The following is a 19,287-nucleotide window of genomic DNA, read 5'->3' on the forward strand; positions in this document are numbered from 1 at the left end:
TTACTCACGAGTTAGTAACTTGCGAGTAAGTAACTCTGAAGTCAGTGATATAATCCCACAAAATTGATTTTTTGGTAAAAAGCCTAAGTATTGTTTTGTAAAATAAAAAAGACGCCTTATGCAGACGCCTTTTATATTTTTCAACAATCTAATATTTTATCTAAAAATTAACTAAATTACTTTTCCATATAGTATTCCATTAGTATTTCTGCAACTTCGGCTCTTGTGAACTCTTTTGGTGGTTTTTCTCCTTTTGAAAGCATTTCCCTTACCTTTGTCCCACTGAGGAATACATGGTCTTCTTTTCCGTGTGGACATGTTTTTGCTGTAGCCATGCTTTCACATTTGGTGCAATAAAATGCATGTTCAAATTTTAGTGGTACTATCCCTATCTCTTCGGGTTTAAACTGGTCAAATATCTCTTGAGCTTCGTAAGTTCCGTAGTAATCTCCAACACCTGCATGGTCTCTTCCTACAATAAAATGTGTGCATCCATAGTTCTTTCTACATATAGCATGAAAGATCGCTTCTTTTGGTCCAGCGTATCTCATGTTAACAGGAAATACCCCTAAAAATACCCTTTCTTTTGGGTAGTACTTGTCCAGTATAACTTCGTAGGATTTCATCCTCACATCAGAAGGAATGTCTTCATCTTTTGTTTTTCCCACCAACGGGTTTAAGAACAAACCATCGACGATTTCAAGCGCTGTCTTCTGCAAATACTCGTGTGCCCTGTGTATGGGATTTCTCGTTTGAAAGGCTACTATCGTTTTCCAACCTTTTTCAGAGAATATCTTTCTTGTATCTTTTGGGTCGAATCTGAACTCTTGAAAGTTTTCGTGCTCTATCCTGTTGAGTAAGGTAATCTCCCCACCTAATGCTATTTCTCCTTGTTCGTATAAAAACTTCACCCCAGGATGGGTTTCGTCTTGGGTTTTGTAAACCTTCAACGCCTCTTCTTCTTTTCTTCTTTCAAACTTTTCTTGAAGATGTAGTATAGCATACTCTTTTGAATCTTCTTGGTTCTTTATCAATACATCTTCTCCCACTTTTAATTCGTCCGCAATCTCTTTTTTTACCGATAGAATTATTGGAATAGACCATACCGTTCCGTTAGATAATCTCATGTTGTTTAAAACAGAAATGTAATCTTCTTTTGTCATAAACCCTTCTAAGGGGCTAAATAGTCCAGTTGCAATGTTTTCTAGCTCAGATAGATCAAAATAAGTTACACTTATACTTTTTAACTCTTTCGACCTTTTTAACCATTCTTTTTTTTCTTCTTCAGTAGCTATTTTGTTGACCAATTTTCCACCGTGTGGCTCAATCATTTTTTTAGACCTCCGTTTTATTCATAAAACTGTTTTAGCGCCCTTTCACCCCGCTCCCCACCCTTAAGGATAAAAGGTACTTTAATTTTTGCACAAGGCTGCAATCAGATAATATTGTTGTTTTTTAAATATTCAATGACTTTTTCAACCGATTCTTCTATGCTTTCTACATCGGTGTTCAAAATTAACTCAGGATTCTCAGGCTCTTCGTAGGGAGCTGAAACCCCTGTGAAATTTTTTATTTCGCCTTTAATAGCTTTTTCGTACATACCCTTTGGGTCTCTGTTTTTTAATTCATCAAGTGGGCATTTTACGTATATCTCTATGAATTCCCCGTCTTTTACTAGCTCTCTTACCCTCTGCCTATCTTTTTTGTATGGGGAAATGAAGGCTGTCATTGTAATTATCCCAAGATCTGAGAATAACTTTGCAACTTCTCCTATCCTTCTAATATTTTCCCCCCTATCTTCTGGGGAGAATCCTAAATCACCATTTAAACCGTGTCTAATGTTGTCTCCATCCAAAACATACGACAACTTTCCCATTTTCAACAATCTTTCTTCCAAATCATGTGCTATAGTCGATTTTCCAGATCCAGATAACCCCGTAAACCAAAGGATTACTCCCTTTTGTCCTAAAAGTTTTTCTCTGTCTTCTTTTTTTACCTTTCCAGCATGCCATACTACATTTTCACTCTTTTTTCTCTCCACTTTTATACCTCCCAAAAGCCTTATCCATAATATAAATCTTAACAAAAGTACTCTGCCAAGAAGATTATACTCTAATCAGAGGGCTCAGTCAAGTTAAGGTATTAGAACATATGCGGGGATTAGGTTAAAAAGGAAAGTAAAACTGGTTGTAGAAAAAAATAAGGGCGAGTATATTCGCCCTTTTGTAGTTATTGTACGCTTTCAGCTAGAGATTGCTTAGCAATATTCACGTATTCGTTGAATCCATCTGGATCGTTTACGGCAAGTTCAGAAAGCATTTTTCTGTTTATGTCAACATTAGCCAATTTTAAACCATGAATTAACTCATTATACTTCAATCCTTGTGCTCTTGCAGCGGCGTTGATTCTTGTTATCCAAAGATTTCTGTAGTCTCTTTTTTTGTTTTTTCTACCTGCATAAGAATATTTTCCGGATTTGTAGTATTGTTGTTTTGCCAATGAATAACGTCTACCTACTGCTCCCGAGTAGCCTTTTGCCGCTTTTATATATTTTTTCTTTTTTTTGTGAGAAGTAACAGATCTTTTAATTCTCATCTCCTATACACTCCTTTAACTTAAATTAAGTTTGATTTCAAATCATCATTTTAGACCAAGTGATTTTTCAACTTTATCTACTATTTCCTTCGGTACTTCTACCTCTTTTTTTAGCCTTCTCATATGACTGCTATTTTTGAAACCCGTATTATGTCCTACGTTACTTCTATGTCGAAGAATTTTTCCGTTTTTTGTGACCTTGAACCTTTTTTTCGCAGAACCTTTTGTCTTTAATTTAGGCATCTTGATTCCTCCCAATTTTTAGAGTATATATAGATTACTTATTTTTTCTCCTCATTGATTGGTTCTAAAATAATATCCATATCTTTACCCAATAATTTTGCTCCTCTGGAAACTTTTGCTATATCGGATGTTTGAGATACCACTTTGTCAAGTATTTCCTTACCTTTTTCTTTAAAAAGTATATCTCTGCCTAAGAACATAATTACTACTCTTACTTTATAGCCATCTTCTAAAAATTCCCTTATCTTTTTCAATTTGGTGTTGAAATCATGATCATCGATTCTGAGTCTAAATTTCATCTCTTTAAGAACTTGTTTTTTTTGCTTTTTCTTAGCTAATTTTTCCTTTTTCTCTTTTTCGTAGATATATTTACCATAATCCATCATTCTGGCAACTGGAGGTTTAGCTTCAGGGGCTACTAAAACCAAGTCCACTCCTGATTGTTCGGCTAATTTTAACGCTTCTTTTGTCGGCATCTCTCCGAGTTTGTTCCCCTCTTGATCTATTACCAGAACTTTTCTAGCTTTGATCTCATTATTTTTAGCGACTTTATCGCTTATACACAATCACCTTCCTTATTTAACATATAAAAAATGGGTGACGGATCGTCACCCATTTCTTCTTAAACACAAATAACTCTCTTTTCCTAATCAAAGAGTCATTTTTTTTCAACATGCGTACCCCTGACGGTTTTTGATTATTCCCCGGGGTGGGAAGTTAACTACGGGCGACTTCCTCTTTACCTTTTATATATTATTAAATTCTGGTGGGCCATGCGGGTTTCGAACCCACGACCTACTGATTAAGAGTCAGTCGCTCTACCAGCTGAGCTAATGGCCCTATACCACTTTTTAATTATACCTTAACTCAATTTGTTTGTCAAGAAGCGACTTGATCTGATTCCTTACTTGACGTAGATGAAGAAGATTTTGATTTGGATTTTCTTGAGTCGGTAATATAGAAACCTTCACCTTTGAAAGAAATACCAACATTACCAATTATCTTTTCAGCTTTTGAACCACATAGTTCACATTTAACTTCAGGTGTTTCATTCATAGAATGCAAAATAGTGAACTCATAACCACAATTTTTGCACTTGTATCTATATAGAGGCAATTTTATCTTTCCCCCTTTTGTATTTTTTGATAAAAAATCACAAATAACCAAAAAGTAGCCTATCAAATTTATGTGAAATTTAATATGTTATATATGTTAATAGTTTTTTTATTTGTCAATTTGGCCCGTTTCCATGTACCATAGATAAAGATCTAATTTCCCTAATGGTTCTTCAACCATCTTTGATAAAACTCTCAGTTGATTTTCCAGATCAGTATACTTTTTCTCCGTCCAAGAAGGTTTGGGGACTTCTTTCACGAGATTATAATTCTTCATGATTTTCAGTATGTGCTTATCTAATATAGCGACGTCTTCTATTCCAACGTTTCTTAAAAAATGGCTGGCTTCTTTCCAGCCTATACCTTTTATATTTTCGACTAAAAACCTTCTGCTTTCTGAAATATCTTTTTGAAGTAAGTTTTTCAAACTTCCAATTATCCATCTATTTTCGACTATATATCGTGATCTGGTATTTGGGAATCTATGTCCAACTTCTCTTAATTTTGATATTAATTGCTCTTCGTTATAGTGAGCGAATCCCTCTTTTGTGATAAATTTCTGAGCTTTTATGCCACCCTTTGCCCTCCAATTTGCCGTTAATACACAAAAAGATAGTTCACTGAATAAGTCCAATTCATCGCCATTTTTTCCAATATCCTTAAACTCTTCAAACCTTCTTTCAACTTCATCCTTAATTGTAAGTTTCACATCTTCTATTTTATTGACCAAAATATCTAAAGAATTTGTTATGTTAGAATGGATCATCTTATTCCTCCAAGATTGTGTCAATTATTACCTTTTTTTCTGTTGGATCTTACAATTAAGAAAAAACCTAAGATCATATAAATTATAAGAGAAATAAAGATTCCAAAAAACTCAGGCTGGCTTAGTTGTTCCCATCCACTTAGCAAAGAATTATTTCCGATGGTAATGGATGTGTGTTTTTCCAATAAATAGATGGTGTAAAAAGATAGTATAAAACTTCCAAATATCACTGAAATGATTGAGATGATTGACTGATAATTCTTTGAAAAGATTATCGCAACGATCACACCTAAGATAGCAAAAATTATCCAAGGAATGTAAGAAATGGAAAAAGGTAGATTATTCAACCACTCTCCATTGGAAGAAATTATAAAAGTTCCTATTGAGTAACCAACCAGTCCGCCTAAAAGGAAACCACCAACCACAAAGGCTACATTAACTAGATGATAAAATACAAATCCAAAGATCAAACTGAATATCAAATAAATAAAAAAGCTGTAATCACCAAACGTGAGAACAAAATTATTAATTAAGGGGACTTTGAGCAGATAAGGTATCACTATGGAATAGGATGCATATACACCCAAAAGAAAAATAGTAACTTTGAAAGAAATCTTTGAAAAAAGTAAAAGTATTAGGGATAGAGGGAACAAAATATAGACTGAATTAACTAACAATAAATAGAGATTTGTAAAAGCCTCGGTATTGATAAAATCTGGAGTTACCATATCAAATTCACCCCTTTTATAATTAAATTAGTATTTTTAAAATCTTAAACCAACTAATTGTATCACATATTTTTGATTGGCAAAATCAATTTTATGGTATAATTTTAAAAAGGTTTTAACTCTCTTGAACGAAGTGAAGAGTGATAAAGATTTCTAGGGTACAAAAAAATTAAAAGTTAGAAGGAGGAATTAAATTGGGAAGTTTAAGAATCGAGGTTGATGAAGAATTTATAAACGGTTTAATAGACAAAGTTATCGAAGAAAATACCCAAGTGCAAGGTCTAAAAAATTTGAATGTAAAGCTGAGGGAAGATGGAATAAGTTTTCAAATGGAGGTCAATTTTTTGGGGAAAGATTCAAAAGTGGAATCTTTGATTAAGATTTTAGAAAAACCAGAAGATTTAGAAAACGGAAAGTTGCGCTTGTCCTTGAGTGGTGATGAAGGTGTCAGAAAGATTTTAGAAGGTGTATTTTATATACTTTCAGAATTCAGCGAAGCAGTTTCTTCAAAAGATTATGAGATTTTGATAGATTTTAATAAAGTAAAAATAAATCCTTTTGTTGATACCATGTTAAAATCTTTAAAAATTTCTAGATTCATTCTTCAAGACGGAAAGTTTGAATTACTTCTTGAATTCAAAAAATAGGCGGTGAGTAATGAAAGAAATATTGTTGGAAATAGATGAAGAGGCAGCCAAAGAATTTTTGATAAAAATTTTAGAAAACAGTAAATTTCATTTCTTGAAAAGAATATTTGATCACGTATCAAATATAGAGTTCAGTGATAACGAAATTAGATTCAAGGTGTTGATGTTCAAATACTATTTAAAATTAAAGACCTATCCTAAAACATTAACAGGGAGATACGAGTTTTTTCATAATATCCCGGCAAAAATGATCAAAAAAGAGGAACTCCCAAAATTTGTTGAATTAAACGACAAGACAATAATTATCAATATCCCCGAAAATCCTATCGGCAAAAATGTAAGTATAGAAAAATTTGAGATAGAAAATGGAAAATTAAAGATAATTTTAGGTTTGAATTAAGAAAGGAGCACAAATTATGGAAATAAATTCTGAATTAATAAAAAAGTTAAAAAAACTGTCCAACATAGAACTTAGTCCAAGTGAAGAAGAAAAGATAAAGAAAGATCTAAACGCTTTATTAGAGTATCAAAAAATATTAGATGAAATAGACGTTGAAGGAATTGAAGAGATGGTATCTCCCATTGAATTCTCGACATCCGTTTTAAGAAAAGACGAAGTAGAAAACTTTGAAGATAGAAAAGAAATAATAAACAACTTTCCAGAAAGTAAAGACGGTTTTCTCCGTGTACCAGGGATACATGTTAACGAGGAAGAATAATTTGAATACACAAGGAAAAGTGTACGAAGACAAAGCGGTTTCTTTTTTTTTGAATAGAGATTATCAAATAATTGCAAGGAATTTTTCTTACAGACACGGCGAAATAGACATTATAGCTTTAAAGAATAAAATATTGCATCTTATAGAAGTAAAAGGTGGGAAAGAAACTTTTGGAGACCCCGCTTTCAGGGTGAATTCTAGAAAATTAAAAAAAATAATGAAAGTTGGTAATTATTTCATAGCTACCCATCCAAACCTAGAATTTGATGAAATTCAAATTGATGTAATTTCTGTCACCAACGATGGAGTAATAAATTATTACCCAGCTCAAAGGCTATAAAAAAGTGCCCCTGGAAGGAGTCGAACCTTCATTTGCGGATTAGGAATCCACCGTTCTATCCGTTGAACTACAGGGGCTCACTAAAGACAAAAAATATTATAGCAGAAAATTTGACTGCTGTCAATCGATGAAGGATACTAAGGGTTGTAATTACTTGAAAGGAACAATAGCAAGTTTTAAAGTTGGTAGAAACAGTAAAATACTATATTGGGGGTTAAAAGCATGAAAAAACTTTTGGTTCTTATGTTAGCAGTTATCATGGTAGTGAACATGTTTGGATTAAAGGTTATAATGGTGACGGATGCAGGGGGACTAGGGGATAAATCTTTCAACGATGGTACCTGGGCTGGTGTCCAAATGGCTGTCGAACAACTTCCAGGTATTGAAGCAGAAATCCTCATATCAAAAGAACAGACTGATTACGTTCCGAATCTTACAAATGCTGCCCAGAATGGAGATGTAGTAATAGGGGTAGGATTTATGATGGCAGATGTTTTATTCAATTTCGCCATGCAGTATCCTGATACATTTTTCATAGGAATAGATATAGAACCATCTCCTAATCAGGTAATTCCTTCTAATTTAGCTCTTTATACTTTTAAAGAAGAAGAAGGTGGATTTTTACTTGGATATTTGGCGGCTTCCATGACAAAAACCAATGAAGTGGGTTTTATTGGCGGGTTAGAAATTCCTCCTGTTAAAAGGTACGAAATTGGGTATCGTGCAGGCGTTGAAGCCTTTAATCAAATTAAAGGGGAAAACGTAACGGTAATTACAGGTTACGTTGGTAGTTTTACGGATTCCTCCAAAACTAAACAAATTGCTCTTTCTCATTACAATCATGGAGCGGATATTGTCTTCACAGGGGTAACTACCGCAGCTGTTATAGACGCTGCCAAAGAAGTGGGTTCATCATTTTATGGCCTACCTGATAATGCCCCTTTAAATCAAATTATCGACAAATACTTTGAAAAAGGACGAGGATATTTCGTAATCGGATACGATATGGACCAAGATTATATGGCTCCAGGATATGTTTTAACTAGTTCAAGAAAAAAGGTTGATGTTGCTGCATTCGAAGGGATCAGGTCTGCATTGTACGATAGAAATTTCAATTCCGGTCATCACGTTCTAGGAATAGAAGAAGAAGGTATGGGTATCTCCCTCATGAAATATACGAAAGGAATGGTCCCAAATGAAGTCGTTGCAGAATTAGTCTTTTTGGAAAAATTGGTGAAAGACGGAGAAGTTAATATTCCCAAAAATGAGGCAGAATTAGGCTCTTTTGATGTTAGTAATATAAATTTTCCATTTTAATAAACTCATATAGATGGGGCTGGGAGCGAAGCAAAGGGGCGCTATATATATTCTTTTGAAATTTCAAAAGTCATTAAAATTGCTCTAGAAGGAGGACAATAATATGGATAACGAAAATATCATAACCCTGTTTGACAATGGGAAACACAAATTCGTTTTTTTAGGATCGGAAAGAAAAAGCGTTGAAGGTATTCCGACTAATCAGTATCTAATTGTTCACAATGACGAAGGTGTATTACTCGATCCAGGAGGAGTACATGTATTTCCACGCGTTCTTGCAAGCGTCGTTGAATTTCTTGACCTGGGTAAGATCAAACATGTGTTCTATTCCCATCAAGATCCCGACGTATCATCGGGAATAACTTTGTGGGACAGTATATTGGAAACTAAGTTTTATATATCTAAATTATGGGAGCGATTTTTACCTCACTTTGGAGTTTTTGAAAAATCCAGGATGGTTTTGATAGAAGATTCTGGAGGAAAGATAAAATTTAAAGATGGGGCTGAATTACAAATAATTCCCGCACATTTCTTACATTCAACGGGAAATTTCAACCTCTACGATCCGATTTCTAAAATACTTTTTTCAGGGGATATAGGTGTATCTGTTTTCCCTGAAGGGAAAGATAAGGTTTTTGTGGAAAATTTCTCAGAACATATAAAATACATAGAAGGATTTCACAAGAGGTATATGGCGTCGAACAAAGTCTGCAAAAAATGGGTTGACACAGTTAAAAAGTTGGATGTTGAACAGATGGTGCCACAGCATGGGGCAATATATAAAAAGCCTGAATTTAAAGAATTTTTAAATTGGTTTGAATCTTTAGAATGTGGAATAGATTTAATAGATACCATCTATAGGGTTGGGGCAAAATGAGTGAAAAGGAGAATTATACTGATACCATAAAAGGATTAGCAAAAAGTGTGTACCATGAAAATCTTCTCGTTTCTTTCATCGAAAAACTCCAGGAAGTATTGGGAGAGAGGTTTGAGAGAGTTAACGATTCAACTAATATAGTTGGAGAAACCCTTGTTGAACTCATAGAAAGTATAGAGAGCACTTCAAATGTAATTGAAAAAACAGTAGAAAATGGAGAAGAAGAGAAAAAAAGGATTTCTGCTAATAATGAAGAAATCATCTCCAAATTAAAGAAATTTGGGAAGGATTTTGATGAAGTAGGAAAAGATGTAGAAAAATCACTAGAAAGTGTATCGCATTTGATGGATAATTTTCAAGAAATAGAAGAACTCACAAATGTTATAAAAAACGTTGCCAAACAAACTAACATACTTTCGATAAACGCTTCGATAGAAGCCGCAAGAGCAAAAGAAGCCGGCAGAGGATTTGCAGTAGTAGCCGAAGAAATTAAAAAATTATCGTCAGAAACTAACATCGCATCAAATAAAATTTCTGAAAGAATCGTTAACCTATCAAATCAGGTACTAGAAGTCAAAGGAATAATAAACAACTTAGAAGCAATATTTTCAACCATAACCGATTCTATTGAAGCAGCTCTTGTTACGTTAAATGGAAATTTAGCCTTCATGGATGAATTAACTCAAAATTTGGTTTCGGGAAAAGAAGAACTTAAAGAAAACACCAACAACTTGCTCGCCTCAAAAGAAAATATAGAAGAACTTGTGAACAATATACATACATTAGGAAAAGTCTTAGAAACTGTATTGCAAATGCAAAATAAATTGAAAGAAATTGAAATTTAAAAAGCAAGCTAATCTTCTAAAAGAGGGAAATGTGTTATGCTGATTACCGTGATCGGTGGAGGAGCTGCTGGATTAATGGCTGCAACAGTTGCAGCATGGAACGGCGCAAAAGTAAGAATAATTGAAAGAAAAGGCAAATTAGCTAAAAAACTCTTGGCAAGCAGTAACGGGAGAGGGAACTTCTCAAATTTGGACATGAATGAAACCCATTACTACAGCAACAATTTGCCTTTTGTAAAAAAAGTACTTGATATTTTTGGTGTCGTGCAAACACTTAGTGTTTTTGAAGAATTAGGGATAATGATAAAAGAAAAGGATTCCAAACTTTTCCCCTACACAGAAAAATCAAAAGATATCGTTACTAATTTCATTTACGAATTAGAAAAATACAATGTTGAAGTTGTACTTAACTTCCAAGTCAACCAAATAATTAAAGAAGGGAAAAAATTTCTCATAAAAGGGCAACACAGGGTATTTCAATCGGATAAAGTAATAGTAGCAACAGGTGGAAACTCCTCTCCTCAATATGGTTCCAACGGAAGTATATTTCCCACTCTTCAAGGTTTGGGACATTCTATTGATGAATTACGTCCAGGTTTAGTTCCTTTGAAAGTAAGGCCACATATCATTGAGGATGTTGCAGGTTCAAAGTTAGAAGGGGATGTATTTCTAATAGATCAAAACGGTGAAATTGTTTCCAAAAATTACACAGGTGAAATACTTTTCAAAAAAGATGAGGTCCTTTCTGGTATACCAATATTAGAACTCAGTAATTACGTACATGAATATTTAGAACAAAACATTCCTCTTTTTCTAAAAATTATACCCTTTCCTCACTATTCGCACAAAAGTTTAGTGGATTTTTTAACCAAAAAGATTAGATCAAAGCCTGAAAGACCTATAAAACTCCTACTAGTAAGTATTATCGATGAACGTTTGATACCATACTTTTTACCGAGGATAGGATTTAAAGATTTGGAGGCACCTGTTAGCAGTTTGAATGATAAAGATATAGAAATGCTAGCCGATAACTTAAAAGAGTGGAACTTCGAAGTTGTAGGTACAACAAATTGGAAGGATTCTCAGATTTCTTTAGGGGGAATTAATACAACTGAAATAGACCCTTATACTTTAGAGTCTACAATTATACCTGATTTATTTTTTGCAGGTGAGGTTATGGATGTAGCTGGAGAAAGCGGCGGATACAATTTGCAATGGGCATGGTCTAGTGGATACTTAGCAGGAAGTTCCGCTTCTTCTGAATAAAAAGTAGCATGGAGGGGAGTCAATCCAATGGAGATTGGTTTAGTACACTACAGAGTAGGAGAAACAGACGGTGTTTCCTTAGAAATGGTTAAATGGAAGCAAGTTCTCAGAAATATGCATTTAAAAACGTATTTAATCGCCGGAGATATGGGAACATCACCCGGATTTAAAATCCCATACATCGCATATACGGACAAAAGAAGTAACATACTCAAACAAAAATCTTTTGTAAATTTAGACGAGTGGGACGAGAATTATTTTAAAAAAGAGATGAATAGATACATAGAAGATATTTACAATCAACTGTATGAAATGATGGATTTGGATGTAATGATTGTGAATAACATCTTTTCATTAGCCCATAATCCTGCAGCAGCTGTGGCTATATACAGGTTTTGTAAAGACAACGGTATTAAAATGATAGGTCACCACCATGATTTTTATTGGGAAAGAGATTTTTACAAAAATCCGACCAACGATTACATCAAAGAGATCTTGGAAGAATATTTTCCTCCAAAAGATATAACTCACGTTGTCATAAATTCGTTAGCACAAGAAGAGTTAAAAAATAAAAAAGGGTTGGATAGTATCGTCATACCTAACGTATTTGATTTTAATCAAAAGCGGTGGGAAATAGACGATTACAACATAAAGATATACGACAAACTAAGCATCTCTCAAAACGATCTAATATTTTTACAAGCAACTAGAATCGTCAGAAGGAAAGCTATTGAATTGGCAATCGACACAGTAGCAGAAGTAAAAAAGGATTTAAAAAAGTATATTGGAAAAACAACTTTTAACGGTAAAAAGATAACGCAAGACACTAATGTATTTTTGGTTTTACCTGGTTTATCGGAAGAATCCGATTATGTAGAAGTGTTGAAACAATACGCCTCACAAAAAGATGTAGAACTAAAATTAGCTTTTTCCATTTCCGATGACATCAGACACGAAGAGGAAGAGATTTTCTCTCTATGGGATTTTTATGCAATAGCTGATTTTATAACCTATCCAAGCATTTTAGAGGGTTTTGGTAATCAATTTTTAGAGGCGATATTCTCAAAAAAGCCTGTGTTGATGTTTGAATATCCGGTTTACAAAAAAGACATAGCCCCCTTAGGCTTTGAGGTTGTCAGTCTAGGAAGTAAAGCTGAATATGAAAGAGGTATGTACAGAGTCAACCAAAACGAAATTATTAAGGCAAAAGAAGAAATTTTTAAAATTCTATTTGATACCCAAAGGGCTTCAAAGATTGTTCAAAAGAATTTTGAACTTGGGAAAAAATACTTTTCCTATGAAACTTTGGGGAAAAAGTTGAAAAACTTGTTGGTAGAAAAAGCTCATTTGGGCGTCTAATTATCCTTATAGTCGAGTTGCGAGGTGAAAGCGCAAACACTCCATTATCCTTCAGGGTGGGGCGCGGGGTGAAAGGGCGCTATAAAATTCTAAAGGCAACATAAAAAAATAAATGCAGGGGGAAATAATATGACTCTCAAGTGGAAAATGGCAGTCTTAATCATCTTGGTTTCGGTTGTACCTATGGCGTTTTTTATCACATATTCTTCATTAAATTATAGTAACATATTAAAAGAAGACACTTCTCAATTAATCGAAGTTAACAATTCCCAAACAGCCAATTTTATTGATCAGTACATGAATGATCTCAAAAAAGTAACTTCTTCAATCGCTAGTGATCCCGATGTCATCAATTTGCTCGAACAATCGCAAGAAGAAAGAGATAGAATGTATCAAAAGCTCCAAAATTTAATTGATGAATATCCTGAATTCACAGAAATTTGGGTAGGTTCAAAAAATGGTGATGCTTTTGTAAGACCAGTAGAAATGGAAAACCAAAAAGCAAGTGATTATGATCCAAGAGTAAGGCCATGGTACAAAGATGCCCTTCAAAAGCCACAAGAAGTAGTAGTATCAGATCCTTTTGTGCATGCAGTAACAGGTGATACCATAGTTACCCTTTCAAAGGCTATAAAAAACGATAAAAATGAAATAGTCGGAGTTGTGTCAATAGTACTATCTATGTCCAGGATTTATGAAATTATTGGTAATGAGTTAGGAACTGGAGAAACTATTTATGTAATAAACCAAAAAGGTCAGATTATTCTTCATCCTGATAGTGATGCAATTGGTCAAGATATTTCACAAGAAGAATATTTTAAAAATTTAAATCAGAACAGTGGTTCCATGTATGTTCAAAATGGGTCAACTTTTTTAGCTTATGATAAAATTAGTGACTTAAATTGGACAGTTATTACCCAAGTAGATACTAACAATTTGTTCAGTGAAGTAAGATCTACCACGAACTTCACTCTTATTCTCTTCACAATAATAGCCGTAGCTGCAGTAATAGTAGGTATTTTATTCGTCATTTACAACATTATAAAACCAATGAATAAACTGAAGACGTATCTTTCAGAGGTAGGAGAAGGTAATTTATCAACTTCCGTTGAAATAAACTCCAAAGACGAAATTGGACAAATGGCAGATTCACTAAATCAAGCGATAAGTGCTTGGAAAAACTCTATAATCTCAATAAGAGAAGGCTCTTTAAAGATCGACAGTTCTGCTATGGAATTACTCAATATTTCTAAAAACAGTTCTCAATCGGCACAAACCCTTTCGGAAAAGGCTGCTGAAATAAGTGAAAACGCTGAAGATACTTCCGCCTCCGTTGAAGAGGTTACATCAGGGATTCAGGAAATATCGGCAGCCGCTCAAAATGTTTCTAAATCAGCTCAAGAACTTAACACCGCTGCTTCAGAAACAGAAAATGCCGCCAACGAAGGACTTGAGTCTATAAAATCTATAGATAAAACGATAAAAGAGGCTGTGGATAAATCTAAAAAAACCCAGAATGTGGTTAAAGCCCTAATAGAAAGATCTGAAAACATTGGTAAGATCGTTAACACGATAAATTCTATAACAGAGCAAACTAACCTTCTAGCCTTGAACGCTGCTATAGAGGCAGCAAGAGCAGGAGAAGCAGGAAAAGGATTCGCAGTTGTAGCGGATGAGATAAGAAGTTTGGCAGAAGATTCCAAAAACGCAACTTCACAAATCGAAAAAATGCTTGAAGGTATTAAAAACAGTACCAACGTCGTAAATGACAGCACAAACGAAACCGTTGGAATAATACAAAATATCAACGATCAAATGTACGGTATAAACGATAAATTCCAACAAATTTTAAACATGGTAAAAGATTTAAACAGCGGAATAGACAACTTAACAGCAACTTCGCAAGAACAAAGCGCAAGCACAGAAGAAATGAGTTCAGCCATGGATAGAGTCGCACAAGCGATAACCTCTATTAGCGAAAGTCTGAGTGAGATAACCAATTCAATTAACACCCAAAAAGAAGACGCAAAGAAGATTGAAAAGAACTCTCAAGAACTCTCTACTTTATCGGAAGAGCTTTCGGAACAGTTGAAAATATTCAGACTGTAGGAGAATTTATCTTGATTAAACTGTACTTAGGTTACTATTTAGAAGCACTCACCGACAACCAACTTGAAGTTTTAGACAAACTCAAATTTGAAACTTACGATAGAGAAAACATCCTTAGATTCAGAAAAGAAGTGAAAGACAAAAAAGAAATAGTAGAAGTACTAAAAATCTTAAAAACCTTTGAAATCGTTCCTGGTTACGCACTTCAAAAAGATGAAGATTTCTTTGATTTTGATGAAGAAACATCTAAAAAAAACGAAATAATAATTGATGAACTGGGAGAAGGATTCCTGTTATTCCTTCTCTCAATTTTAGAAAAAGAAAAAGAAGCCATACAAAAAGACAGAGAAACCCTAAAAGGAATCATAGAATCTTTATCTTATGATTACATGGTCCAGATAAATATATGGAACAGATATGGTTATGCAAGGTTGTATATAAAACAAGAGGATGAAGATATCGGTTTTTTAGACTTAATACACAAATGGTACAAAAGCGAACCAGAATACGAAAAATTCTTCAAAGACCTAATGAAAGATAAAAGAATACTAAATTTATCACAGTATTTCTTAAAAAAAGAAGGATACATAAAATAACAAAATTGGTGGGTTACAATGTATGGTGCAGATATTGACTGATAAATTGAAAGGTTGGTATAAAAACAGATGAAAGATCAATAATAATGAAAAGGAAGAAGATTATGTGGATAGGTGAAATTGAAGTACCGGAAGAGCTTATTAATGCTCAAGCTGAAAGAAAACTAGTTATATTTGCCGGCGCTGGAGTATCCATGAGTCCCCCGTCTAATCTACCTAATTTCGAAAAACTGGTCAGAGAAGTTGAATCTAAAACAGGTAATTTGTTGACATGGGAGCCTGAGAAAGAAGCTCCCGATCATTTTTTAGGGTATCTCGAGGGGAAAGGTCCTAAGGTTCATAAATTAGTTTGGGAGAGAATAAAGAATCAAGAATCAGAACCCACAGAACTTCATTACGCTCTTTTATCGTTATTTCGCAACCCTGAAGAAGTTCGGATTGTGACCACTAATTTTGATACGCACTTTAGCAAAGCTGCAGCCAAAAATTTTCAAGGTGAAGTCCCCATATATCGAGCTCCTGCTCTTCCTTTGGGTCATCAATTCAACGGCATTATTTATCTTCACGGCTGTGTAGACCAGAAACCAGAAGAATTAATCCTCACTGATAGGGACTTCGGTCGTGCCTACCTTACAGAAGGTTGGGCTGCACGTTTTTTGGTAGGGATATTTGGTAACTACAAAGTTCTCTTTGTTGGCTACAGTCACAATGATCTCCCTATGGAATACCTAGGTCGTGGCCTTCCACCAGAGACTGAGCGTTTTGCCCTTGTTCCTGAGGACGAGATAGAAAAGTGGAAGTACAAGGGAATAAAACTAATTCCATATAAGCATAGTCCCGACGATCAAGAACATAAAGCCCTTGTTGAATCTGTAAAATCTTGGGTAAACCAAACCAGAATGGGCCTTGTAGAACATGAGCAACGCATCAAAGACTTAGTACAGTTACCACCGTCCCTTGATAGAGAAGAAGACAGCTATATTGAAGAAGTTATCAAAGATCCGATAAAGGTTAACATATTTACTAAATATGCTGAGAGGGTGGAATGGTTGCAATGGGCTGAGGGGAAAGGCGTCTTCAAGCCTCTCTTTAGTTTAAACAACCCTTCAGATGAAATCAGTGATGCTTTTGCTAAGTGGTTCGCTGAAAAATATGCATGTCGTTATCCAGAAGATGCTTTAGCTGTGGTACAAAAGCAAGGTCAGGTATTGAGCCCTTTGCTCTGGAAGAATATAGCTGGAAACCTAGGGTTTTCCGAATCACTTCCCGAACCTACGACTCTTGCTAAATGGGTGGAACTCTTATTAATAGCTCCCATTTATCCTTCAACCCAAGGAAATTCTTTAGATTTTTTATTACAAAAGTGTTGTTCTACTGAATATGCCACTATAGCAATTCGTATTTTCAAATACCTTTCTACTCCATACTTGGTTTTAGAACCATCTGGTTTTAAATTAACTATACCAGCTGATGATTACCTTTTCAGCGAGGCATGGAAGGAATTTTTTAAACCTAATCTTAAAAAATTTGTTCATGAGCTAGCGCCAATAATTACAGGTCAGCTAAAAAGTGCCCATCGTTTATTGTGTAACGTTGATTGTGCTAACGATAAGTGGGATCCAGTCAGCTTTAAGCGATCTGCCATTGAACCCCATGAACAGGACCAATATCCTGGCAGCTTAGACCTACTTATTGATTTTGCCAGGGATATAATAGAATTGCTCCTCAAGGATGATCCTGAACGAGCTCAAACTACTATTCAAGAATGGACTTTATCCAACATTCCTATATTTAAGAGATTGGCAATTTACGGTGTAACAATTGACCATAATTCCAACCCCAATGAAAAACTTCAAAAACTTTTGACAAACAATTGGCTTTTTGTTCATGGTCTTAAACATGAAGTTTTTCAATTGCTTAAAGTCGCTTATCCTAAAGCTGACGTAGCGGTTCGTCAACGTCTTTTGGAGAATGTCGAGACTTATTTAGCAAATTGTGAAAGAAATGAGAAAGATCCTGCTAATTTAAGAAGTCAAAACTATGAAGTTTACAATCTTTTATATTGGTTAGAGCAAATCGCTCCAAATTGTTCATTAGTACACCAGAAGTTTAGTGAGATTCAAGCTAGGCATCCTGATTTTCAACCCAGAGAATATCCTAATTTAGATTGGTATATCTCAACGGAATGGGTAGGGCCCCAAAGCCCTGTAACCGTGGAGGAACTTCTTTCCAAGCCTGTTTCACAGATAATTGAATTTTTGTTAACCTATCAAGAAAAGGAAATTTTAGGGCTTGATAGAGAAGGGCTTTTGTCTGTGATTCAAAAAGCTGTAGCTCGCTCTTTTCTGTGGGGTTGGAAGCTAATTGAAGAACTTGAGGCAAGGGAAGAATGGGACACTGACCTATGGGATGCTATTATTTCTGGATGGCAGTCAACCAATTTAACTGAAGCTCAGTGGAAAGAAGTGTTGCAATTCTTGGAACATTTCAAAGAAATATGGAAGCATAGATATAGTATAACCGAACTGTTGAAAGAAAAGGTCAAAGCAAACGAAGGAAGTTTGCCAACCTCGCTATTGCCTTGTGCAGAAACTATTGTAGACCGCCTATGGCAAGAGGTAGAGAAACACGATGAAAAAGAAATCCTGAATCATATCAATGACTGGTTAACAACCGCCATTAACCACGTTGGAGGGGTAATTACACAATTCTGGGTTTTAGCCCTGGCCAGACACCAATCCCAAAAAGAAAATGAACGGCAGGGCATACTTGATGAGTACAAAGGTCGTTTTGAGAGAATTATATCAGCAAAGTCTAATACAGCTGCAATGGGTCGGGTTATACTTGCCAGCCAACTTCATTTTTTATTTTCTCTTGACCATAAATGGACTCGTGAAAAGATATTACCTTTACTTGATTGGAATACTGATGCTGATGCCCAGCGTGCCGAACAGGCTTGGGAAGGATATCTTCGGTGGGGGAAATGGAATGAGGCATTATTGCCAGACTTGTTACCTCTATATGAGCAGGCTTACAATAATCTGCGAAGAGATTCAGAATCATACGATCTTCTTTGTGTTCATTTAGCCAGTATTGCTGTGCGAAGTTCAATAGATCCTATTCAGAGTGGCTGGTTAGACAAATTTATAGAAAATGTTGATGAGAAAACAAGGGGAAAGTGGGCTGCAGAAGTTACCAATCAACTTACCTCTCTTCCCCAAGAAGCAATTAAAGAAATATGGAACAAATGGATTAGAAATTACTGGTCCATACGTACTGACGGTATTCCTCTCCCTTTGAGTCCGGAAGAAGCAGGGAATATGGTAGATTGGGTTTTTGCATTGCAGCCTGTCTTTTCTGAAGTGGTAGATTTAATTGTCGCCAAGTTAGACCCAGTTTTAAAAATTCCAGAAATGTTTTATTATAGGTTAGATAAAGAAAATTTCGCAGAAAAATATCCACTAGATACAACTCGATTGCTGAATCACCTTCTCAAAGGAGAAACACGGCCCTTTTGTCACTGTTACGAAGTAATAAAACTTTTCAATAACATTTCCAAAAACTTACCATTAGACGATATAAAACCTCTTAAAGAACATCTTATCCGTTTGGGTTGTTCCCCATCGAGTTAGAAGGGGAAACTAAACTACCTGAAATCAAGATGTTACCCCAAAATCTCAAAAAAAAATTGATCGACTGATACGATTCCTTAAGTGGTTAATATTTCAGCATGGTTCACAGAGACATATACTCCCACCACAACTG

Annotated in this window: 20 protein-coding genes and 2 tRNA genes; 12 read left to right on the top strand and 10 right to left on the bottom strand. The window is 35.0% G+C overall.

What is annotated here, in order from left to right:
- Positions 1 to 176 precede the first annotated feature (176 nt).
- The 9 genes from sat to BZ25_RS01885 all read right to left on the bottom strand — a co-directional run bounded on the left by sat (position 177) and on the right by BZ25_RS01885 (position 5,447).
- The gene (gene sat / locus BZ25_RS01845) at positions 177 to 1,331 is read right to left on the bottom strand and encodes a sulfate adenylyltransferase (protein ID WP_121514830.1); all 1,155 of its coding nucleotides are present in this window, start codon (positions 1,329 to 1,331) and stop codon (positions 177 to 179) included.
- A gap of 104 nt (positions 1,332 to 1,435) precedes the next feature.
- The gene (cysC, locus tag BZ25_RS01850) at positions 1,436 to 2,041 is read right to left on the bottom strand and encodes an adenylyl-sulfate kinase (protein WP_121514829.1); all 606 of its coding nucleotides are present in this window, start codon (positions 2,039 to 2,041) and stop codon (positions 1,436 to 1,438) included.
- A 188-nt stretch (positions 2,042 to 2,229) separates the two neighbouring features.
- Positions 2,230 to 2,595, bottom strand: coding sequence for a 50S ribosomal protein L20 (gene rplT / locus BZ25_RS01855; protein WP_012208539.1), 366 nt, complete (start codon positions 2,593 to 2,595; stop codon positions 2,230 to 2,232).
- A gap of 45 nt (positions 2,596 to 2,640) precedes the next feature.
- The gene (gene rpmI, locus BZ25_RS01860; protein WP_041534045.1) at positions 2,641 to 2,838 is read right to left on the bottom strand and encodes a 50S ribosomal protein L35; all 198 of its coding nucleotides are present in this window, start codon (positions 2,836 to 2,838) and stop codon (positions 2,641 to 2,643) included.
- 38 nt (positions 2,839 to 2,876) lie between these two features.
- Positions 2,877 to 3,404 (bottom strand): translation initiation factor IF-3, encoded by a 528-nt coding sequence (gene infC, locus BZ25_RS01865; RefSeq protein WP_103065280.1) that lies wholly within the window; start codon positions 3,402 to 3,404, stop codon positions 2,877 to 2,879.
- Between the two features lie 198 nt (positions 3,405 to 3,602).
- Positions 3,603 to 3,678 (bottom strand) — tRNA-Lys (locus BZ25_RS01870).
- Positions 3,679 to 3,717: 39 nt separating this feature from the next.
- Positions 3,718 to 3,954 (bottom strand): FmdB family zinc ribbon protein, encoded by a 237-nt coding sequence (locus tag BZ25_RS01875; protein WP_041534044.1) that lies wholly within the window; start codon positions 3,952 to 3,954, stop codon positions 3,718 to 3,720.
- Between the two features lie 108 nt (positions 3,955 to 4,062).
- Positions 4,063 to 4,719 (bottom strand): N-glycosylase/DNA lyase, encoded by a 657-nt coding sequence (locus BZ25_RS01880; protein ID WP_012208535.1) that lies wholly within the window; start codon positions 4,717 to 4,719, stop codon positions 4,063 to 4,065.
- A 20-nt stretch (positions 4,720 to 4,739) separates the two neighbouring features.
- Positions 4,740 to 5,447 (bottom strand): hypothetical protein, encoded by a 708-nt coding sequence (locus BZ25_RS01885; protein ID WP_012208534.1) that lies wholly within the window; start codon positions 5,445 to 5,447, stop codon positions 4,740 to 4,742.
- Between the two features lie 194 nt (positions 5,448 to 5,641).
- Between BZ25_RS01885 and BZ25_RS01890 the strand changes: the two genes are divergently transcribed.
- Genes BZ25_RS01890 through BZ25_RS01905 form a run of 4 tightly spaced genes read left to right on the top strand, consistent with a single transcriptional unit; the run spans position 5,642 to position 7,153 of the window.
- Positions 5,642 to 6,094, top strand: coding sequence for a hypothetical protein (locus BZ25_RS01890; protein ID WP_012208533.1), 453 nt, complete (start codon positions 5,642 to 5,644; stop codon positions 6,092 to 6,094).
- Between the two features lie 10 nt (positions 6,095 to 6,104).
- Positions 6,105 to 6,494: a hypothetical protein gene (locus BZ25_RS01895; protein WP_121514828.1), complete on the top strand. Its 390-nt coding sequence runs from the start codon at positions 6,105 to 6,107 to the stop codon at positions 6,492 to 6,494.
- 16 nt (positions 6,495 to 6,510) lie between these two features.
- A complete protein-coding gene (gene gatC, locus BZ25_RS01900) occupies positions 6,511 to 6,813 on the top strand; it encodes an Asp-tRNA(Asn)/Glu-tRNA(Gln) amidotransferase subunit GatC (RefSeq protein ID WP_121514827.1) in 303 nt (100 codons plus the stop codon).
- 1 nt (position 6,814) lies between these two features.
- Positions 6,815 to 7,153: a YraN family protein gene (locus tag BZ25_RS01905; protein ID WP_158584820.1), complete on the top strand. Its 339-nt coding sequence runs from the start codon at positions 6,815 to 6,817 to the stop codon at positions 7,151 to 7,153.
- Positions 7,154 to 7,158: 5 nt separating this feature from the next.
- On the opposite strand, the gene BZ25_RS01910 is transcribed toward BZ25_RS01905, so the two are convergent.
- Positions 7,159 to 7,230: transfer RNA gene (locus BZ25_RS01910), tRNA-Arg, on the bottom strand.
- 145 nt (positions 7,231 to 7,375) lie between these two features.
- Here BZ25_RS01910 and BZ25_RS01915 point away from each other — a divergent pair.
- From BZ25_RS01915 to BZ25_RS01950, 8 genes are all read left to right on the top strand, one after another.
- Positions 7,376 to 8,470, top strand: a complete 1,095-nt coding sequence (locus BZ25_RS01915) for a BMP family protein (protein ID WP_012208529.1) — start codon at positions 7,376 to 7,378, stop codon at positions 8,468 to 8,470.
- Between the two features lie 103 nt (positions 8,471 to 8,573).
- Positions 8,574 to 9,347: an MBL fold metallo-hydrolase gene (locus BZ25_RS01920; protein ID WP_012208528.1), complete on the top strand. Its 774-nt coding sequence runs from the start codon at positions 8,574 to 8,576 to the stop codon at positions 9,345 to 9,347.
- Entirely contained in the window at positions 9,344 to 10,192 is an 849-nt protein-coding gene (locus BZ25_RS01925) for a methyl-accepting chemotaxis protein (RefSeq protein ID WP_121514825.1), read from the top strand. The genes BZ25_RS01920 and BZ25_RS01925 overlap by 4 nt, the downstream gene beginning before the upstream one ends.
- A 36-nt stretch (positions 10,193 to 10,228) precedes the next feature.
- Positions 10,229 to 11,458, top strand: coding sequence for an aminoacetone oxidase family FAD-binding enzyme (locus BZ25_RS01930; RefSeq protein ID WP_121514824.1), 1,230 nt, complete (start codon positions 10,229 to 10,231; stop codon positions 11,456 to 11,458).
- 27 nt (positions 11,459 to 11,485) lie between these two features.
- Positions 11,486 to 12,817: a glycosyltransferase family 4 protein gene (locus BZ25_RS01935; protein ID WP_121514823.1), complete on the top strand. Its 1,332-nt coding sequence runs from the start codon at positions 11,486 to 11,488 to the stop codon at positions 12,815 to 12,817.
- Positions 12,818 to 12,946: 129 nt separating this feature from the next.
- Complete coding sequence (locus BZ25_RS01940) at positions 12,947 to 14,926, top strand: methyl-accepting chemotaxis protein (protein WP_121514822.1); 1,980 nt, start codon at positions 12,947 to 12,949, stop codon at positions 14,924 to 14,926.
- A gap of 11 nt (positions 14,927 to 14,937) precedes the next feature.
- Positions 14,938 to 15,522 carry a hypothetical protein gene (locus BZ25_RS01945; RefSeq protein ID WP_121514821.1) on the top strand — a complete coding sequence of 195 codons (585 nt, stop codon included), beginning with the start codon at positions 14,938 to 14,940 and terminating at the stop codon, positions 15,520 to 15,522.
- 104 nt (positions 15,523 to 15,626) lie between these two features.
- Positions 15,627 to 19,154 carry a DUF4020 domain-containing protein gene (locus BZ25_RS01950; protein ID WP_121514820.1) on the top strand — a complete coding sequence of 1,176 codons (3,528 nt, stop codon included), beginning with the start codon at positions 15,627 to 15,629 and terminating at the stop codon, positions 19,152 to 19,154.
- The last annotated feature ends 133 nt before the right edge of the window (positions 19,155 to 19,287 follow it).

This window comes from Petrotoga sp. Shatin.DS.tank11.9.2.9.3, assembly GCF_003665005.1.
GTDB classification, from domain to species: domain Bacteria; phylum Thermotogota; class Thermotogae; order Petrotogales; family Petrotogaceae; genus Petrotoga; species Petrotoga mobilis.